The organism is Microbacterium sp. CCNWLW41 (assembly GCF_037083505.1).
The window spans coordinates 13,924-28,599 of record NZ_JBAOJP010000015.1; the positions used below are offsets into that span (position 1 = coordinate 13,924).

The 14,676-nt window shown below is 71.3% G+C and carries 15 protein-coding genes; 2 read left to right on the forward strand and 13 right to left on the reverse strand.

Going from position 1 to position 14,676, the window contains the following annotated elements; translation table 11 throughout:
- Positions 1 to 13 precede the first annotated feature (13 nt).
- Positions 14 to 1,438, forward strand: a complete 1,425-nt coding sequence (gene pdxR / locus V6R91_RS34090; RefSeq protein WP_336399004.1) for a MocR-like pyridoxine biosynthesis transcription factor PdxR — start codon at positions 14 to 16, stop codon at positions 1,436 to 1,438.
- A 25-nt stretch (positions 1,439 to 1,463) separates the two neighbouring features.
- On the opposite strand, the gene pheT is transcribed toward pdxR, so the two are convergent.
- The 10 genes from pheT to infC all read right to left on the reverse strand — a co-directional run bounded on the left by pheT (position 1,464) and on the right by infC (position 10,867).
- Complete coding sequence (pheT, locus tag V6R91_RS34095) at positions 1,464 to 4,001, reverse strand: phenylalanine--tRNA ligase subunit beta (RefSeq protein WP_336399005.1); 2,538 nt, start codon at positions 3,999 to 4,001, stop codon at positions 1,464 to 1,466.
- Positions 4,001 to 5,041, reverse strand: a complete 1,041-nt coding sequence (gene pheS, locus V6R91_RS34100) for a phenylalanine--tRNA ligase subunit alpha (protein ID WP_336399006.1) — start codon at positions 5,039 to 5,041, stop codon at positions 4,001 to 4,003. The genes pheT and pheS overlap by 1 nt, the downstream gene beginning before the upstream one ends.
- A 95-nt stretch (positions 5,042 to 5,136) precedes the next feature.
- Positions 5,137 to 6,087 carry an amino acid ABC transporter permease gene (locus V6R91_RS34105; RefSeq protein ID WP_336399007.1) on the reverse strand — a complete coding sequence of 317 codons (951 nt, stop codon included), beginning with the start codon at positions 6,085 to 6,087 and terminating at the stop codon, positions 5,137 to 5,139.
- Positions 6,084 to 6,731 carry an amino acid ABC transporter permease gene (locus V6R91_RS34110; RefSeq protein ID WP_336399008.1) on the reverse strand — a complete coding sequence of 216 codons (648 nt, stop codon included), beginning with the start codon at positions 6,729 to 6,731 and terminating at the stop codon, positions 6,084 to 6,086. The genes V6R91_RS34105 and V6R91_RS34110 overlap by 4 nt, the downstream gene beginning before the upstream one ends.
- 81 nt (positions 6,732 to 6,812) lie before the next feature.
- Positions 6,813 to 7,685 (reverse strand): glutamate ABC transporter substrate-binding protein, encoded by an 873-nt coding sequence (locus V6R91_RS34115; RefSeq protein ID WP_336399009.1) that lies wholly within the window; start codon positions 7,683 to 7,685, stop codon positions 6,813 to 6,815.
- Between the two features lie 76 nt (positions 7,686 to 7,761).
- Positions 7,762 to 8,559, reverse strand: coding sequence for an amino acid ABC transporter ATP-binding protein (locus tag V6R91_RS34120; RefSeq protein ID WP_336399010.1), 798 nt, complete (start codon positions 8,557 to 8,559; stop codon positions 7,762 to 7,764).
- A 90-nt stretch (positions 8,560 to 8,649) separates the two neighbouring features.
- The gene (locus V6R91_RS34125; protein ID WP_336399011.1) at positions 8,650 to 9,450 is read right to left on the reverse strand and encodes a TrmH family RNA methyltransferase; all 801 of its coding nucleotides are present in this window, start codon (positions 9,448 to 9,450) and stop codon (positions 8,650 to 8,652) included.
- Between the two features lie 115 nt (positions 9,451 to 9,565).
- Positions 9,566 to 9,949, reverse strand: a complete 384-nt coding sequence (gene rplT, locus V6R91_RS34130; RefSeq protein ID WP_192636104.1) for a 50S ribosomal protein L20 — start codon at positions 9,947 to 9,949, stop codon at positions 9,566 to 9,568.
- A 32-nt stretch (positions 9,950 to 9,981) separates the two neighbouring features.
- Positions 9,982 to 10,176 carry a 50S ribosomal protein L35 gene (gene rpmI, locus V6R91_RS34135; protein WP_159844935.1) on the reverse strand — a complete coding sequence of 65 codons (195 nt, stop codon included), beginning with the start codon at positions 10,174 to 10,176 and terminating at the stop codon, positions 9,982 to 9,984.
- A 70-nt stretch (positions 10,177 to 10,246) separates the two neighbouring features.
- Positions 10,247 to 10,867, reverse strand: coding sequence for a translation initiation factor IF-3 (gene infC, locus V6R91_RS34140; RefSeq protein WP_378884867.1), 621 nt, complete (start codon positions 10,865 to 10,867; stop codon positions 10,247 to 10,249).
- A gap of 321 nt (positions 10,868 to 11,188) precedes the next feature.
- Here infC and V6R91_RS34145 point away from each other — a divergent pair, with 321 nt between their 5' ends.
- Positions 11,189 to 11,605, forward strand: coding sequence for a DUF1844 domain-containing protein (locus V6R91_RS34145; protein ID WP_194398005.1), 417 nt, complete (start codon positions 11,189 to 11,191; stop codon positions 11,603 to 11,605).
- A 27-nt stretch (positions 11,606 to 11,632) separates the two neighbouring features.
- Here the strand turns inward: V6R91_RS34145 and V6R91_RS34150 are convergent, their stop codons facing one another.
- The 3 genes from V6R91_RS34150 to priA form a co-directional block, all read right to left on the reverse strand.
- The gene (locus V6R91_RS34150) at positions 11,633 to 13,027 is read right to left on the reverse strand and encodes a pyridoxal phosphate-dependent decarboxylase family protein (RefSeq protein WP_336399012.1); all 1,395 of its coding nucleotides are present in this window, start codon (positions 13,025 to 13,027) and stop codon (positions 11,633 to 11,635) included.
- 100 nt (positions 13,028 to 13,127) lie between these two features.
- On the reverse strand, positions 13,128 to 13,940 hold the full coding sequence (locus V6R91_RS34155) for an SseB family protein (RefSeq protein WP_336399013.1): 813 nt from the start codon (positions 13,938 to 13,940) through the stop codon (positions 13,128 to 13,130).
- A complete protein-coding gene (priA, locus tag V6R91_RS34160) occupies positions 13,924 to 14,670 on the reverse strand; it encodes a bifunctional 1-(5-phosphoribosyl)-5-((5-phosphoribosylamino)methylideneamino)imidazole-4-carboxamide isomerase/phosphoribosylanthranilate isomerase PriA (RefSeq protein WP_336399014.1) in 747 nt (248 codons plus the stop codon). Before priA ends, V6R91_RS34155 begins: the two co-directional genes overlap by 17 nt.
- Positions 14,671 to 14,676: the final 6 nt, after the last annotated feature.

A 14,676-nucleotide genomic window follows, 5' to 3' on the forward strand; every position in this document is an offset into this window, starting at 1 on the left:
ATGGTCCAGTCGCATGGCACAGGATTGGACCACTTCGGACCTCGCGCTGGTCCTGGCTCTCCCGGCCGGCCCCCGGCCCGGCGAGCGGCTGCAGGCGGCACTGCGCGACGCGATCCGGCAAGACGTGCTCGGCGACGGTGATGCGCTGCCCGCCACGCGTGAGCTGGCGGCAGAGCTGGGCGTCGCCCGGGGCACCGTCGTGCACGTCTACGAACAGCTCGGCGCCGAGGGCTATCTCGTCGCGCGTGCGGGCGGTCGCACCCGTGTCTCCTCGCGTGCCGTACCACCGCGCGGCAGGGCGCAGCCGCGGCCCGCGGCGGCTCCGCGCGGTGCGGATCTGCGGCCAGGGGTCCCCGATCTCCGCCGGTTCCCGGCCGGCGACTGGGCGTGGGCGTACGCGCGCGCGGTGCGCAGCGCGGGGTCGCACGACCTCGACTACGGCGACGGCCGCGGCCACCCGACGGCGCGCGAGGCGGTGGCCGGCCACCTGCGACGCGTCCGCGCGGCGGCGACCGACGCCGACCATGTCGTCCTCTGCCAGGGGTTCGCGCAGGGTCTCGCCCTCCTGCTGCCGGTGCTCGCCGCGCGCGGGGTCCGGGTGCTGGCGGTGGAGGATCCGGGCGATCGGGCCGTCGACGACGCGGTCCGCGCCGCCGGGATCGAGCTCGCGCCGCTCCCGTTGGACGCGCACGGCCTCCGCACCGAACTGCTCCACGAGTCGGGCGCTCACGCGGTGCTCGTCACACCGGCGCACCAGTCCCCCACCGGCGTCGTGCTGTCGGCGTCGCGGCGCCTGGAGCTCGTGGAGTGGGCCACGCGCAGCGCCGCCTGGATCATCGAGGACGACTACGACTCGGAATTCCGCTACGACCGACAGCCTCTCGGCGCTCTCCAAGGCCTCGCGCCCGACCGCATCGTCCTCGTCGGGTCGGCGAGCAAGGCCCATGCGCCCGGCGTGAGGATCGCGTGGATGGCGGTGCCCGGCGAGCTGGTCGACGATCTCGCCGCGCGAAGGATCGCGGCAGACCGCGGCGGCCCGGTGATCGACCAGCTCGCGTTCGCGGCACTGCTGGAGTCGGGCCGCCATGACAAGCACGTGCGAACCATGCGTGGCGTGTACGCTGCGCGCCGCGCCATCGTCCTCCAGACGCTCGCCCGGGTCTCTCCCGGGCTGACGATGACGGGTCTGGTGGCCGGATTCCACGGTGTGCTGCGGCTTCCGCCTGGCGTCCGGGAAGACGAGGTCGTCGCCGCTGCCGCGGACGCCTCCCTCCGCGTCACCGGCCTCGCGGCATTCACCCGTCACCGACGCGACCTCCCGCCGGCCCTCGTCCTGGGTTTCGGCGACATCGACGACGAGGCCGTCGTCGAGGCGATTCAGCGCCTCGCGTCCGTGATCGCCGCGGCGGGCGGAGGTGTCCTCAGCCGGGAACGGTGAGAGCCATCAGCGACGGCCGCAGTGGCTATTCCCGCAGGGTCGCGCCGAACCGCTCGGTCGCCAGCGCGACGCCGGCGAGCTTCGCCTCCGTCGCCTCGGCGGCTGTCAGCGTTCGATCGGGGGCACGGAAGCGCAGCGAGAACGTGAGGCTCTTCTCACCCTCGGGCACACCCTGGCCCCGGTAGTCGTCGATGAGGCGCAGCGACTCCAGCAGCTCCCCCGCGCCCTCGGTGAGCGCCGAGCGTACGTCGGCGGCCGGCACGTCGGCGCCGACGAGGAGCGAGACGTCCTGCGTCGCCGCGGGGAAGCCCGACAGCGACGCCGCGACGACCTTCTCCCCCGCCAGCGACAGCACGAGGTCGAGGTCGAGCTCGGCGACGATCACACGACCGGAGAGATCGGATGCCTCCGCCACCGCCGGCAGCAGCTCGCCGACGTAGCCCACCTCGGTGCCGGCGACCGAAAGGACGCCGGTGCGCCCGGGGTGCAGCGCTGCGCGCTCCGCCTGCGCGACGTCGATGGCGACGCCCGCCGCGGCGGCGATCGTGCGGACGGCGTCCAGCGCGTCCGCGAGCTCGGCCGCGACCGCGGCGATCCCGGGCTGCTTGGGCACGACGCTGCCCGTCAGCAGCACGGCGACATGGCGGTGCTGCGGCGGGATCGACGCGTCGAGCTCGGCCAGGGTCGCGGCATCCGGTCGCACCGCGAGCGGGGGGACGTGCGTCGTGCCGTACTGCACCCCCGGCTGCGGGAGGAAGACGGCGCCCGTCTCGAAGAGCGCGAGGTCGGTGAGACCGCGCGAGACGTTGCGGTGCGCGACCTGCAGCAGGCCCGGGATCAGCGAACGCCGCAGGAACGGCGCCTGGCCGTCGAGCGGGTTGGCGAGCTTGACGCTCGGGAGGTGCGCCCCCGACGGCGAGCCGTGGAGGTCGTTCTGCTCCTCGGTGGTGAAGCCGAACGACGGCGTCTCGGTGAAGCCGGCGGCGGCCAGCGCGTTGGCGACGCGGCGACGGCCCTGCTGGGCGCTGGTGAGACCGCGGCCCGAGGGCGGCAGCGGCAGCACCGAGGGGATGCGGTCGTACCCCTCGATGCGGGCGACCTCCTCCGCGAGCGTCCACTTGTCGCTGAGATCGGGGCGCCACGACGGCGGGATGACCTGCCACCCGGCGGCGTCGTCCTCGTTGGGCACGACCTCGCAGCCGATGAGCCGCAGCGCGGCCTCGATCTGGCCGTCGGTGTAGTCGACGCCGATGAGGTGCTGGACGAACAGCGGCGGAAGCTCGATGGCGGGCACGGACACCTCGGCGAACAGGGCTCCGCCGTGCTCCTCGTCGCTCGTGCCGCCGGCGTACTCCACCATCAGCTCGGCCACGCGGCGGGCGGCGACGAACGGCACGAGCGGGTCGACGCCGCGCTCGAAGCGGCGCGAGGCCTCGCTGGGCAGCTTGTGGCGGCGCGCCGTGCGCGCGATCGACACGGTGTCGAAGATCGCGGCCTCGATGAGCACGTTGCGCGTCGTGTCGCTCATCTCCGTCGCCCCGCCGCCCATGACGCCGGCGAGGCCGATCGGCCCGGACTCGTCGGTGATGAGGAGGTCCTCGGGATCGAGCGTGCGCACCTTGCCGTCGAGCGTCTCGAGCTTCTCCCCCGGCTGCGCCCGGCGCACGGTGATGCCGCCCTGCAGCTTGTCGAGGTCGTAGCCGTGGATCGGCTGCCCGAGCTCGAGCATGACGTAGTTGGTGATGTCGATGAGGATGCCGAGCGAGCGGATCCCGGCCAGCGACAGGCGTGCGATCATCCACGCGGGCGTCGGCTTGGTGGGATCGACGTCGCGGACCACGCGGGCGACGAACTCGGAGGCCCCGGCGCGTCCACGGATCGGTGCGGTGTCGTCGACGGCGATCGGGAAGCCGGACCCGGGGGCCAGCTCGTCCCACGGACGCTCGGCCGGGTCGCGGAACGCCGCGCCGGTCGAGTGCGAGTACTCGCGCGCCACGCCGCGAATCGACAGCGCGTAGCCGCGGTCGGGCGTCACGTTGATGTCGACGGCGACGTCGTCCAGTCCGAGCAGCGAGATCGCGTCGGTGCCGACCGGCGCGTCGATCCCGAGCTCGACCAGACGGAGGATGCCGCTGTGCTCCTCGCCGAGGCCGAGCTCACGCGCGGAGGCGATCATGCCGTCCGAGACATGGCCGTACGTCTTGCGCGCGGCGATCGGGAACGGGCCTGGCAGCACGGCTCCGGGGAGCGTCACCACGACCTTGTCGCCGGCGAAGAAGTTGCGGGCACCGCACACGACGCCGTGGACGGCGTCGCCGCCGTCGGCCGCGGTCTCGCCGTCGGGCGCGACGCGGACCTGGCACCAGCGGATGGTCTTGCCGTTGGACTGCGGCTCCTCGACGAAGTCGAGCACCTCGCCGACGACGATCGGCCCCTGCAGCTCGAAGCGGTGGATGTCCTCCTCTTCGAACCCGACGCGCACGAGCGCCGCGAGGACGTCCTCGGGCGAGGCATCCGCCGGGACGTCGACGAACTCACGCAGCCACGAAAGCGGGACGCGCATCAGACCACCATTCCGAACTGCTCGCTGAAGCGGACATCGCCCTCGGCCATGTCGCGCATGTCCTGGACGTCGCTGCGGAACATGAGCGTCCGCTCGATCCCCATGCCGAACGCGAAGCCCGAGTACTCCTCGGGGTCGATCCCCGCCGCGCGCAGCACGTTCGGGTTGATCATCCCGCAGCCGCCCCACTCGATCCATCGGGCGCCGCCCTTGAAGGTCGGGTGCCACAGGTCGAGCTCGGCAGACGGCTCAGTGAACGGGAAGTAGTTGGCGCGGAAGCGCGTCTTCGCCTCGGGCCCGAACAGCACGCGGGCGGCATGGTCGAGGGTGCCCTTGAGGTGCGCCATGGTGATGCCCTTGTCGACGACGATGCCCTCGAACTGGGTGAAGACGGGCAGGTGCGTCGCGTCGAACTCGTCGGTGCGGTACACGCGGCCGGGGCACAGCGCGTACAGCGGCAGATCGCGCTCGAGCATGGAGCGCACCTGGACGGGGCTGGTGTGCGTGCGCATCACGAGGTGGCGCTCGACGGGGTCGACGAAGAACGTGTCCTGCATCTGGCGCGCGGGGTGGTCGACGTCGAAGTTGAGCGCGTCGAAGTTGAACCACTCGTGCTCGAGCTCGGGCCCCTCCGCGATCTCCCAGCCCATGCCCACGAAGATGTCGGCGATCTCCTCCTGCAGCAGCGAGATCGGATGCCGCGCCCCGACGCGCGCCCGCGACGGCAGCGCCGTGATGTCGACGCGCTCGGCCTCGAGTCGCGCGGCGGTCTCGGCGGCGGCGAGCTCCTGCTCGCGCGCGGCGAGCGCCTGGTTCACCCGGCCGCGGGCCTGACCGACGAGCTTGCCGAACTCGGCCTTCTTGTCGTTCGGCACGTCCCGCAGCCGCGCGTTGAGCTTCGCCAGCGGCGAGCCCTCTGCGGAGTGCGCGGATCGTGCGGCCTTCAGCGCGGCGGTGTCGGCCGCGGCGGAGATGGCGGCGAGAGCCTCATCGACGGCGGCGTTCACCGCCTCAGGCGAAATCTCGGGAACGTCAGACACGAGAGACGAGTCTACCGACGGTGGATCGTCACCCTGCGCGCGTCAGCGCTGCCGGTTCGCAACCGCAGTCCCTGCCGGCGCCTGTCCGCTCGCCCTCAGACGGCAGTGCCGTCGTTCCGGCCCAGCCCCTTGCCTGCGGCCGTCCGCTCCGCCTCATCGGCGCGCGCCTCAGCCTCGAGCACGGCCGCCGGGTTCAGCGGATCGACCGCCTTGCCACGACGGGTCCCACCGCTCGCGGTGCGGCGGGCGAGCCATCGGGCGAACCACGACAGCGCGAGGTTGATCACGAGGTAGATCGCCAGGGTCACGACGAACAGCGAGAAGAGGTACCGGTTGCCGTAGAAGCTGCCCAGGTTGTTGATGTTGTTCCGGATGATCTCGTTGTAGCCGACGATGTAGCCGAGCGAGGTGTCCTTCAGCAGGACGACCAGCTGGGCGACGATAATCGGCAGCATCTGCCGGAACGCCTGCGGGAACTCCACCAGCATCTTGGACTGGAACTCGCGCATGCCCACGCTCAGCGCGGCCTCGCGCTGCCCCTTGGGCAGGGCGGCGAGGCCCGCGCGGAGGATCTCGCCGATCAGCGTGCCGTTGTAGAGGATCAGCGCGATCACGACGGCCCAGAAGGCGCCGGTCGACGCCACCAGCAAGATGAACAGCATCATCAGCAGGACGGGCATCCCGCGGAAGAACTCGATCACCCACGCCGTCGGGATGCGCACCCACGGGATCAGCGAGCTGCGCAGCAGCGACAGCACGATGCCGAGCGCGATCGCCCCGACCGCCGCGACGGCGGCCGCCTGGAGGGTCGCCACCACGCCGCGGCCGATCGATGCCCACACCTCGGGGTCGAGGAAGATGTCCCAGCGGCTGGGGTCGAACATGCCGGGCAGCGTGATGCCGCCTGAGGTCCGCGGCGCGGCCAGCGTCATGATGACCCACGTCGCGCCGGCGACGATCAGCACCGCCGCGACGATGGACAGGATCAGCGACAGCCTGCGCGCCCGCGGTCCGGGCGCATCGAAGAGGACGCTCGAGCCGCTCATCGCCGCACCACCCACCGCTTCTCGAGCTGCCCGGCGGCGAAGCCGAGCGGGACCGTCACCACGAGGTACAGCACCGCCGCCGTCAGGAGAATCTGGATCACGATGTTCCCGTTGTCGTTGGCCAGCTGTCGCGTCGTCGCGAACAGCTCCACCACGAAGAACCCGCCGGCGACCGACGTGTTCTTGGTGAGGGCGATGAAGACGTTGATGAGGGGCGGGATCGTCATGCGGAACGCCTGCGGCAGCACGACCAGCGACACCGTCTGGCCGAACCCGAGGCCGATGCTGCGGGCGGCCTCGGCCTGCCCCACCGGGACGCCGTTGATCCCGGACCGCAGCGCCTCGGCGACGAACGGCGAGGTGTAGTACGTGAGGGCGATGAAGGCAAGGATCAGGTAGGGCATGCGCGCGCCCAGCATGGGCAGCACGAACGCCGTGAAGATGAAGACGAGCGTCAGCGGGGTGTTGCGCGCGATCTCGGTCCAGAACGCCGCGAAGACGCGCAGCGCGGCAACCGGCGAGATCCGCATCGCGGCGATGAGCGTGCCGAGCACGAGCGCGAACACGCCCGACACCGCGAGCAGGATCAGCGTCACGCGGAAGCCTTCGAGGAAGGTCGGCATCAGCGACCAGAGCTGCTCCATGCGCCTCTTTTCGGGAACGGGATGTCGGAGGCGGATGCCCCGAGCCGACGCGTGCGGCCGGCCCGAGGCATCCGTCGTCGATCAGTAGCGGTCGGGGGTCGGCGGCTCGACGAACGGCAGGACCGTCCCAGCGGTCGAGTTCCACGCCTCCTCGTAGCGGCCGTCCTCGTACGCCTCCTCCAGCACGTCGTTGATCCACATGCGGAACTCGGTGTCCTCCAGCTCGAGGCCGATGCCGTACGGCTCCTCGGTGAAGGGCTCTCCGACGACCTTGAACTCGCCCTCGTTCTGGGCGGCGAGACCGGCGAGGATCACGTTGTCGGTCGACACCGCGACGACCTGCCCGTTGCGCAGCGGCTCGAGGCAGTTCGAGTAGGTGTCGGTAAGCACCGGCTCGGCGCCGATCTCGGCGAGCTTGGCCGCCGGGGTGGAGCCGGTCACCGAGCACACCGGCTGGCCGACGAGGTCGTCTTCGCTCTCGATGTCCTCGTTGTCGGCGAGCACCAGGATCGACTGACCCGCCATGTAGTACGGGCCGGCGAAGGAGACGACCTCCTTGCGCTTGTCGTTGATCGTGTAGGTGGCGATGACGATGTCGACCTCGCCGTTCTGGATGAACGGCTCACGGTTGGCCGACACGGCCTCCTTCCACTCGATGTCCTCCTCGGCGATGCCGAGCTCGGAGGCGATGATCTTCCCGATCTCTACGTCGAAGCCCTCCGGCACGCCCGAGGGTCCCATGAGACCGAACAGCGGCTGGTCGAACTTGGTGCCGATCGTGATCGAGCCCGCCTCGTTGAGCTCGGCCATCGTGGTGCCCTCTTCGAAGGTGACCTCTTCGGGCTCGGGGGCCGCGGTGTCTTCGCCGGCCGGCGTTCCGCCGGAGGCGCACGCCGACAGTGCGAGCGCGCCGGCGGCTGCCAGCGCGATCAGCGGAAGTCGCATTCGCTTCATGTCTTCGTCCTTTGCTGTGCGGGACCGTTCGTGACGGTCCTCTGGGTTCCCGACCGCGGCAGGCGGCCGAGCGGAATCAGTGCTCGAGGATCTTGGACAGGAAGTCCTTGGCCCTCTCGCTCTGCGGGTTGGTGAAGAACTGGTCGGGCGTTGCCTCCTCGACGATCACGCCGCCGTCCATGAAGAGCACGCGGTCGGCGGCCTTGCGGGCGAAGCCCATCTCGTGGGTGACCACGATCATCGTCATCCCCTCCTGCGCGAGACCCACCATGACATCGAGGACCTCGTTGATCATCTCGGGGTCGAGCGCGCTCGTCGGCTCGTCCATGAGGATCAGCTTGGGATTCATCGCGAGGGAGCGCGCGATGGCCACGCGCTGCTGCTGACCGCCCGAGAGCTGGTTGGGCATCTTCTTGGCCTGGTTGGCCACGCCCACGCGGTCGAGAAGCTGCATGGCCTTCTCGTCGGCGTCCTTCTTCTTCATGCCGCGGACGCGGATCGGACCGAGCGTCACGTTCTCGAGGACCGTCTTGTGCGCGAAGAGGTTGAAGGACTGGAAGACCATGCCCACGTCGGCGCGCAGCTTCGCCAGCCCCTTGCCCTCTTCGGGGAGGGGCACGCCGTCGATGGTGATCCTGCCCGAGTCGATCGTCTCGAGGCGGTTGATCGCGCGGCACAGCGTCGACTTGCCCGACCCCGAAGGACCGATCACGACCACGACCTCACCGCGGTTGACCACCGTGTTGATGTCTTTCAGGACGTGCAGCTCGCCGAAGTGCTTGTCGACGTGGTCGATGACCACGAGCGGCTCGCCGCGACGGACGTTGATGTTCGAAGTGCGCGGCGCCGCTGCCGGTGCGTCAGGTGTCGCCATGCCCTTCACCCTAGGGGTGCGCGACGACACTCGGCCAGAGGTACGCCGTGCCTTTACCGTTCCGTAACAGCACCGGAATCCGGCGGGGCGTCAGCGTCCCGCGCGCTGCGCGAAAGCGGTCTCGTAGAGGCACACGCTCGCGGCGGTGGCGAGGTTCAGCGATTCCGCCGCACCGAAGATCGGCAGGCGCAGCGAGAGGTCGGCGAGGGCGAGCGCCTCCTCGTCCAGTCCCCTGGCCTCGTTGCCGAAGAGCCACGCGGTGGGCTCGGCGAGCAGGTCGCGGGAGGCGAGGAAGTCTCCGCCGCCGACGTCCGCGGCGATCACGCGCACGCCCGCGGCGCGGGCCTTCTCGACGGCGGATGCCAGATCGACCCCCACCGCGACGGGGACGTGGAAGAGGGAGCCGGTCGTCGCGCGCACCACCTTGGGGTTGTACGGGTCGACGGTGCGCCCGGTCAGCACGACCGCGTCCGCGCCGGCGGCGTCGGCCGCGCGGATGATGGTGCCGAGGTTGCCCGGGTCGCGCACCTCCTCGCAGATGGCGACGAGGCGGGGCGAGGCCGCGAAGACCTCCCTGACCGACGTCGGCGACTGCCGTGCGACCGCGACGATCCCCTGCGGCGTCACGGTGTCGGCCATCGCGTCGAGCACCGCCTCGGTGGTGTACACGACCTCGAGCCCGGCCGCTTCGGCAGCGTCGCGCACATCGGCGTGCTTCTCGAAGGCGGTGGGCGTGGCGAAGATCTCGACGAGGGTGTCCGGTCGATACGCCAGCGCCTCCCGCGCGGCCTGCGGTCCTTCGAGCAGGAACAGCCCGGTCTCCTGGCGGGCGCTCCTCTTGGTCAGCTTCGCGACGGCGCGGACGCGCGGAGAGCGGGGGTTCTCGAGCACGGCATCAGTCTAGGGTCGCGGTCTGCGCTCCCCGGTACGCACGGAGCCGTCCGGGCACGCGAAAGGAGCGCCCTCCGTGAGGAGGACGCTCCTTTCGTCAGACGGATGCCGTCGGTCAGGCGCTCTTGGGCGCGTTGACGTTCTCGGGCAGCGCGCCCTTGGCAGTCTGGACGAGCGACGCGAAGGTCTTGGGCTCGTTCACCGCGAGCTCGGCGAGCATGCGACGGTCGACCTGCACACCCGCGAGGCCGAGGCCCTGGATGAAGCGGTTGTACGTGATGCCGTTCTGGCGGGCAGCGGCGTTGATGCGCTGGATCCACAGACGGCGGAAGTCGCCCTTGCGCTTGCGACGGTCGCGGTACGCGTAGACGAGCGAGTGGGTGACCTGCTCCTTCGCCTTGCGGTACAGGCGCGACCGCTGGCCCCGGTAACCGGAGGCGCGCTCGAGGATGACGCGACGCTTCTTGTGGGCGTTGACGGCCCGCTTGACTCTAGCCATTTCTTGATGTTCCTAACTTGCGTCGGCGCGCGTCAGCGGCCGAGGAGCTTCTTCGCGACCTTGGCGTCGCCCGGGGCGAGCACCTGCTCCTGCGACAGGCGGCGGGTGCGGCGCGTGGGCTTGCCCTCGAAGTTGTGGCGAAGGTTCGCCTGCTGCTTCATGAGCTTCCCGCTGCCCGTGACCTTGAAGCGCTTCTTGGCGCCCGAGTGGGTCTTCTGCTTCGGCATCTCTTCTTCCTTCGTTTCACTTCCCGCCCAGGCGGGAGTCGGTATCCCGCGGTGCGGGAGTTCGTGGGGCCTATTCGGCGGCGGTCGCCTCGGCCTGCGGGGCCGGCGACTCCGCGTCCGCGGCGTCGGAGTCCGGTGCACCGCCGTTGCGGGCGGACCGGGCGGCCTCCTTGTTGGCAGCACGCTGGGCGTTCTGCTCGGTCTTCACCTCGGACTTGTTCTTGTGCGGCGCGATGACCATCACCATGTTGCGGCCGTCGATCGTGGGGTTCGATTCGACAGTGCCGAACTCCGCGACATCCTCCGCGAACTTGCGGAGCAGACGCACACCCTGCTCGGGACGCGACTGCTCGCGACCACGGAACAGGATCATCGCCTTGACCTTGTCGCCGGACTGGAGGAAGCCCTCGGCGCGCTTGAGCTTGGTGATGTAGTCGTGAGCCTCGATCTTCAGACGGAACCGGACCTCCTTGAGGACGGTGTTCGCCTGATTGCGACGCGCTTCCTTGGCCTTCTGCGCGGCCTCGTACTTGAACTTGCCGTAGTCCATGATCTTGACCACGGGCGGCTTCGAGTTGGGGGCCACCTCGACGAGATCGAGGTCGGCCTCCTGAGCCAGGCGCAGCGCCACCTCGATGCGGACGACGCCGACCTGCTCTCCGTTCGGGCCGACGAGGCGTACCTCGGGCACCCGGATGCGGTCGTTGGTGCGGGGATCGCTGATGCGGAACTCCTTGGGTAAGAGGGTTGGACCTCCGCGACACACTGCCGTGCCGCGGGCGGAACGAGAGCCACTCCACCCGTCAGGACGCTTCAGCGCCGACTTCTGCACCCTGCCCCAGTGACGGAGCCTTCCGCGCCGTATCCGCCGCGGCTACCCCGGCCGCAGGACGGTCGGGGCGGAGTGCGTGACCCGGTAGCCTGGAACGGCAAGCGCGGGTGGGATGTGATCCACTTTCCGATCCGATGCAGAACGCACCGGAGACCGCAGCAGTCTATCAGAGAGAACGGCGTGGACACGATTCGAGACCAGGACGACCCATCGGCGAACGCGGCGGCGGTGGACGCCGAGCGCCAGGCGCGGTGGGAGGAGCAGGAGCGGGCGGCCTCCGCGGCCACCCGCGACATCGCCGACGTGCCGGCCGTCGAGGTCATCACCACCGCTGCCGTGCACCTGATGAGCGCCGCCGCCGTCAAGGTCGGGCTCGCCGACGACCCCGCCACCCAGACCGACCTCGACGAAGCCCGCAAGCTCATCAACGCACTCGCCGGGCTCATCACCGCGGGCGCCCCCGAGATCAGCGACATGCACGCCCGGTCGCTCCGCGACGGCCTGCGCTCGGTGCAGCTGGCCTTCCGCGAGGCATCCGTGATCCCGGACCCGATCGGAAAGGGTCCCGGCGAGAAGTGGACCGGCCCGGTCACCTGACCCGGCCCGGAGCGGCCCCACCCGGGGTCACCCCCCGATGGCGAGAGCCGCGGCGCCCCTGCGCACGGCGTCGACGGTGCGGCGCACGGCGTCCGCGTCGGTGCCGTGGTTGCTGACCGCGAAGCGCAGGACGGTGCGCCCTCGCCACGTGGACGACGAGGCCCAGGCGGTCCCCTCCGCGCGCAGCCACTCTCCCAGCGCTGCCGTCTGCGCGTCGTCGCCCGCCGCGAGGCAGACCTGCGTGAAGACGACGTCGTTGAGCACCTCGAGACCTGCGACGGTGCGGAACCCATCGGCCAGGGCGGCCGCGGCATCCGCCAGTCCGTCCACCAGCCCCACCACTCCCCGTCGGCCGAGGGCGCGCAGCGCCGCCCACACCGAGACTCCGCGGGCGCGGCGGGAGAACTCGGGCACGCGGTCGTACGGGTCGGAGACGCCCGTCACGGCCGGCAGGTACGGCGCGTGCGCGCCGAGGGCAGCCGTCATGGCCGCCTCGTCGGCGACGATCGCGACGCCGCAGTCATAGGGCACGTTGAGAGTCTTGTGGGCGTCGGTCGCCCAGGAGTCCGCATCGGCCATCCCGCGAACGAGGTGCTGCAGTCGGGGGCTCACCGCCGCCCAGAGCCCGAACGCCCCGTCCACGTGCACCCAGGCCCCGGCACGATGGGCGACCTCGACAGCCCCCACGAAGTCGTCGAAGTCGCCGGAATGCACGTCTCCCGCCTGGAGTGCGACCACGGCGGGGCCGGTCGCCTCGGCGAGAGCACGCTCCAGGCCGGCGACGTCGATGCGTCCCTGGTCGTCCGCGCCGACCGTCCGTGGCGCGCCCAGGCCTGCGAGGCGCCCGGCCAGCACCATCGATGTGTGGACGGCGCCGCCGGCGAGGAACCGGACCTCGGGAGCGCGCTGGAGGCCCGCGGCGGGATCGCCGCCGGCCCGGCGCACCACCTCGTCGCGTGCCGCGACGAGGCACGCGAAGTTCGCCATGGTGCCACCGGTGACGAATCCGACGCCGCTGCCGGCCGGAAGACCGAGGAGCTCGAGCAGCCAGGCCGCGGCGACCTCCTCGACGGCGGCGGTCGCGGGCGTCAGCTGACGCGCGCCGTTGTTCTGGTCCCACGCCGAGGCGAGCCAATCCGCAGCCAGTGCGGCCGGGTACGTCCCCCCGATCACCAGCCCGAAGAATCGCGGGGACCCGAGTGCGATCAGACCGGGTTCGGCGGCCTCCGCCAGCTCCTGGACGACCGCCGTCGGCGACGCTCCCGTCTCAGGCAGCGTCCGCTCCAGGCGGGCGAGGATGGCGTCCGCGTCGGCCTCGGGACGGATGGGCCGATCCGGCAGCGAATCCAGCCAGCGCAGCGCTTCGCGGTGCGCGGCCTCGAGCGCCCGCCGGTACTGCTCCGTCGTCGACGCGTCGTCCATGCGACCCCCTTGCCGTGCCGATCCTCCACCGAGCACTCCGGGCTCGCAAGGGCACCGCGCACTCCGCGCCCGGCGGGGCGCCGGCGCGACGGGCCGGCGCTCAGGAGCGGACGAGCTTGACCGTCAGCGAGTCGACGAGCACCGCGATCCGGTCGTCGGCCGCCCAGCGCTTGGCCAGGCGCGCGAGCACGGCGTCGAGCTCGGGCTTCTCGAGGCCGTCCATGAGCTGGAGCTTGACGATGAGCTCGGGGCCCCGCAGCCGGGCGTCCGGGTCGCCCGCGTCGACGACGAGGTCGATGACCGAGAGCTCGCCGCCGATGCTGGCGTGCAGTCCCGCGACGACCTCGGGCGACAGGAAGCTGGGCTCCCACGGCTGTCCCTGGCCGACAGCCCAGACCGCGGGGCGCCGGATGACGAACTCGGTCTCCGACGCCGGGTCGATCACGATGAGGTCGGTGTCGTCGGCGGCGGCGGCCAGAGCCGTGCGCACGCCCGCGACGGGGACCGGCCGGGCGGAGGCATCCCACCGCCTCATGGTGTCCACCGACGTGAACACCGGGAGCACCCGGCGACCGTCCGGCGCCGCGACCGTGACGATCGACAGCTCCTGGGTCTTGTCGACCTCGAGGCCGTGCGCGCCGACGCCGTGGTCGCCCTTCGCCGCGATGAGCGGGATGAGCAGCCGCGCGCGACGGTACGCGTCGACGACCTGCGCCTGCGTGCCGGTGCCGGCGCGGAACGCCGTCAGCGCGGCCAGGAGCGCCGGATCGGCGGATCCGTCGTCGGAGGCGTGCAGGTTGGAGTGGAAGGCGCGTCCCTCCCACGGGACGCCCGCCGAGTCGGCGGCGGGGTCGCCGTGGTGGCTGTGGCCGTGGGGCGCACCGCCGGACGGCGGGTCAGTGTCCGGCGACATCCAGCGCCTCGGCGAGCGTGAAGGCACCGGCGTACAGCGCCTTGCCCACGATCGCGCCCTCGACGCCCAGCGGCACGAGCTCGCGGAGGGCAACGATGTCGTCGAGGCTCGACACGCCACCCGAGGCGACGATCGGCTTCGGCGTGCGCGAGGTGAGCTCGCGCAGCAGGTCGAGGTTCGGGCCCTTGAGCGTGCCGTCCTTCGTGACGTCGGTGACGACGTAGCGGCTGCAGCCGGCCGCCTCGAGGCGATCGAGGACCGTCCACAGGTCACCGCCGTCGCGCGTCCAGCCGCGCGCCGCCAGCGTCGTCCCGCGCACGTCGAGTCCGACGGCGATGACGTCGCCGTACCGGCCGATGACGTCCGCCGCCCACTCGGGATTCTCCAGTGCGGCGGTTCCGAGGTTGATGCGGGCGGCGCCGCTCTCGAGGGCGGCCTCGAGCGTGCGGTCGTCGCGGATCCCGCCCGACAGCTCGACCTGCACGCCGCGGGCCTGCTTGATGACCTTGCGCAGCACGCCGGCGTTGCTTCCGCGGCCGAATGCGGCGTCGAGGTCGACCAGGTGGATCCATTGGGCGCCCTGGCGGGCGAAGTCGAGCGCGGCGTCGACCGGATCGCCGTAGCTCGTCTCGGTGCCTGCCTCGCCCTGGGTCAGACGGACGGCCTTGCCGTCGGCGACGTCGACGGCGGGCAGAAGGACGAGCTCGGGTGTGGACGCGAAATCGTTCATGGCTCC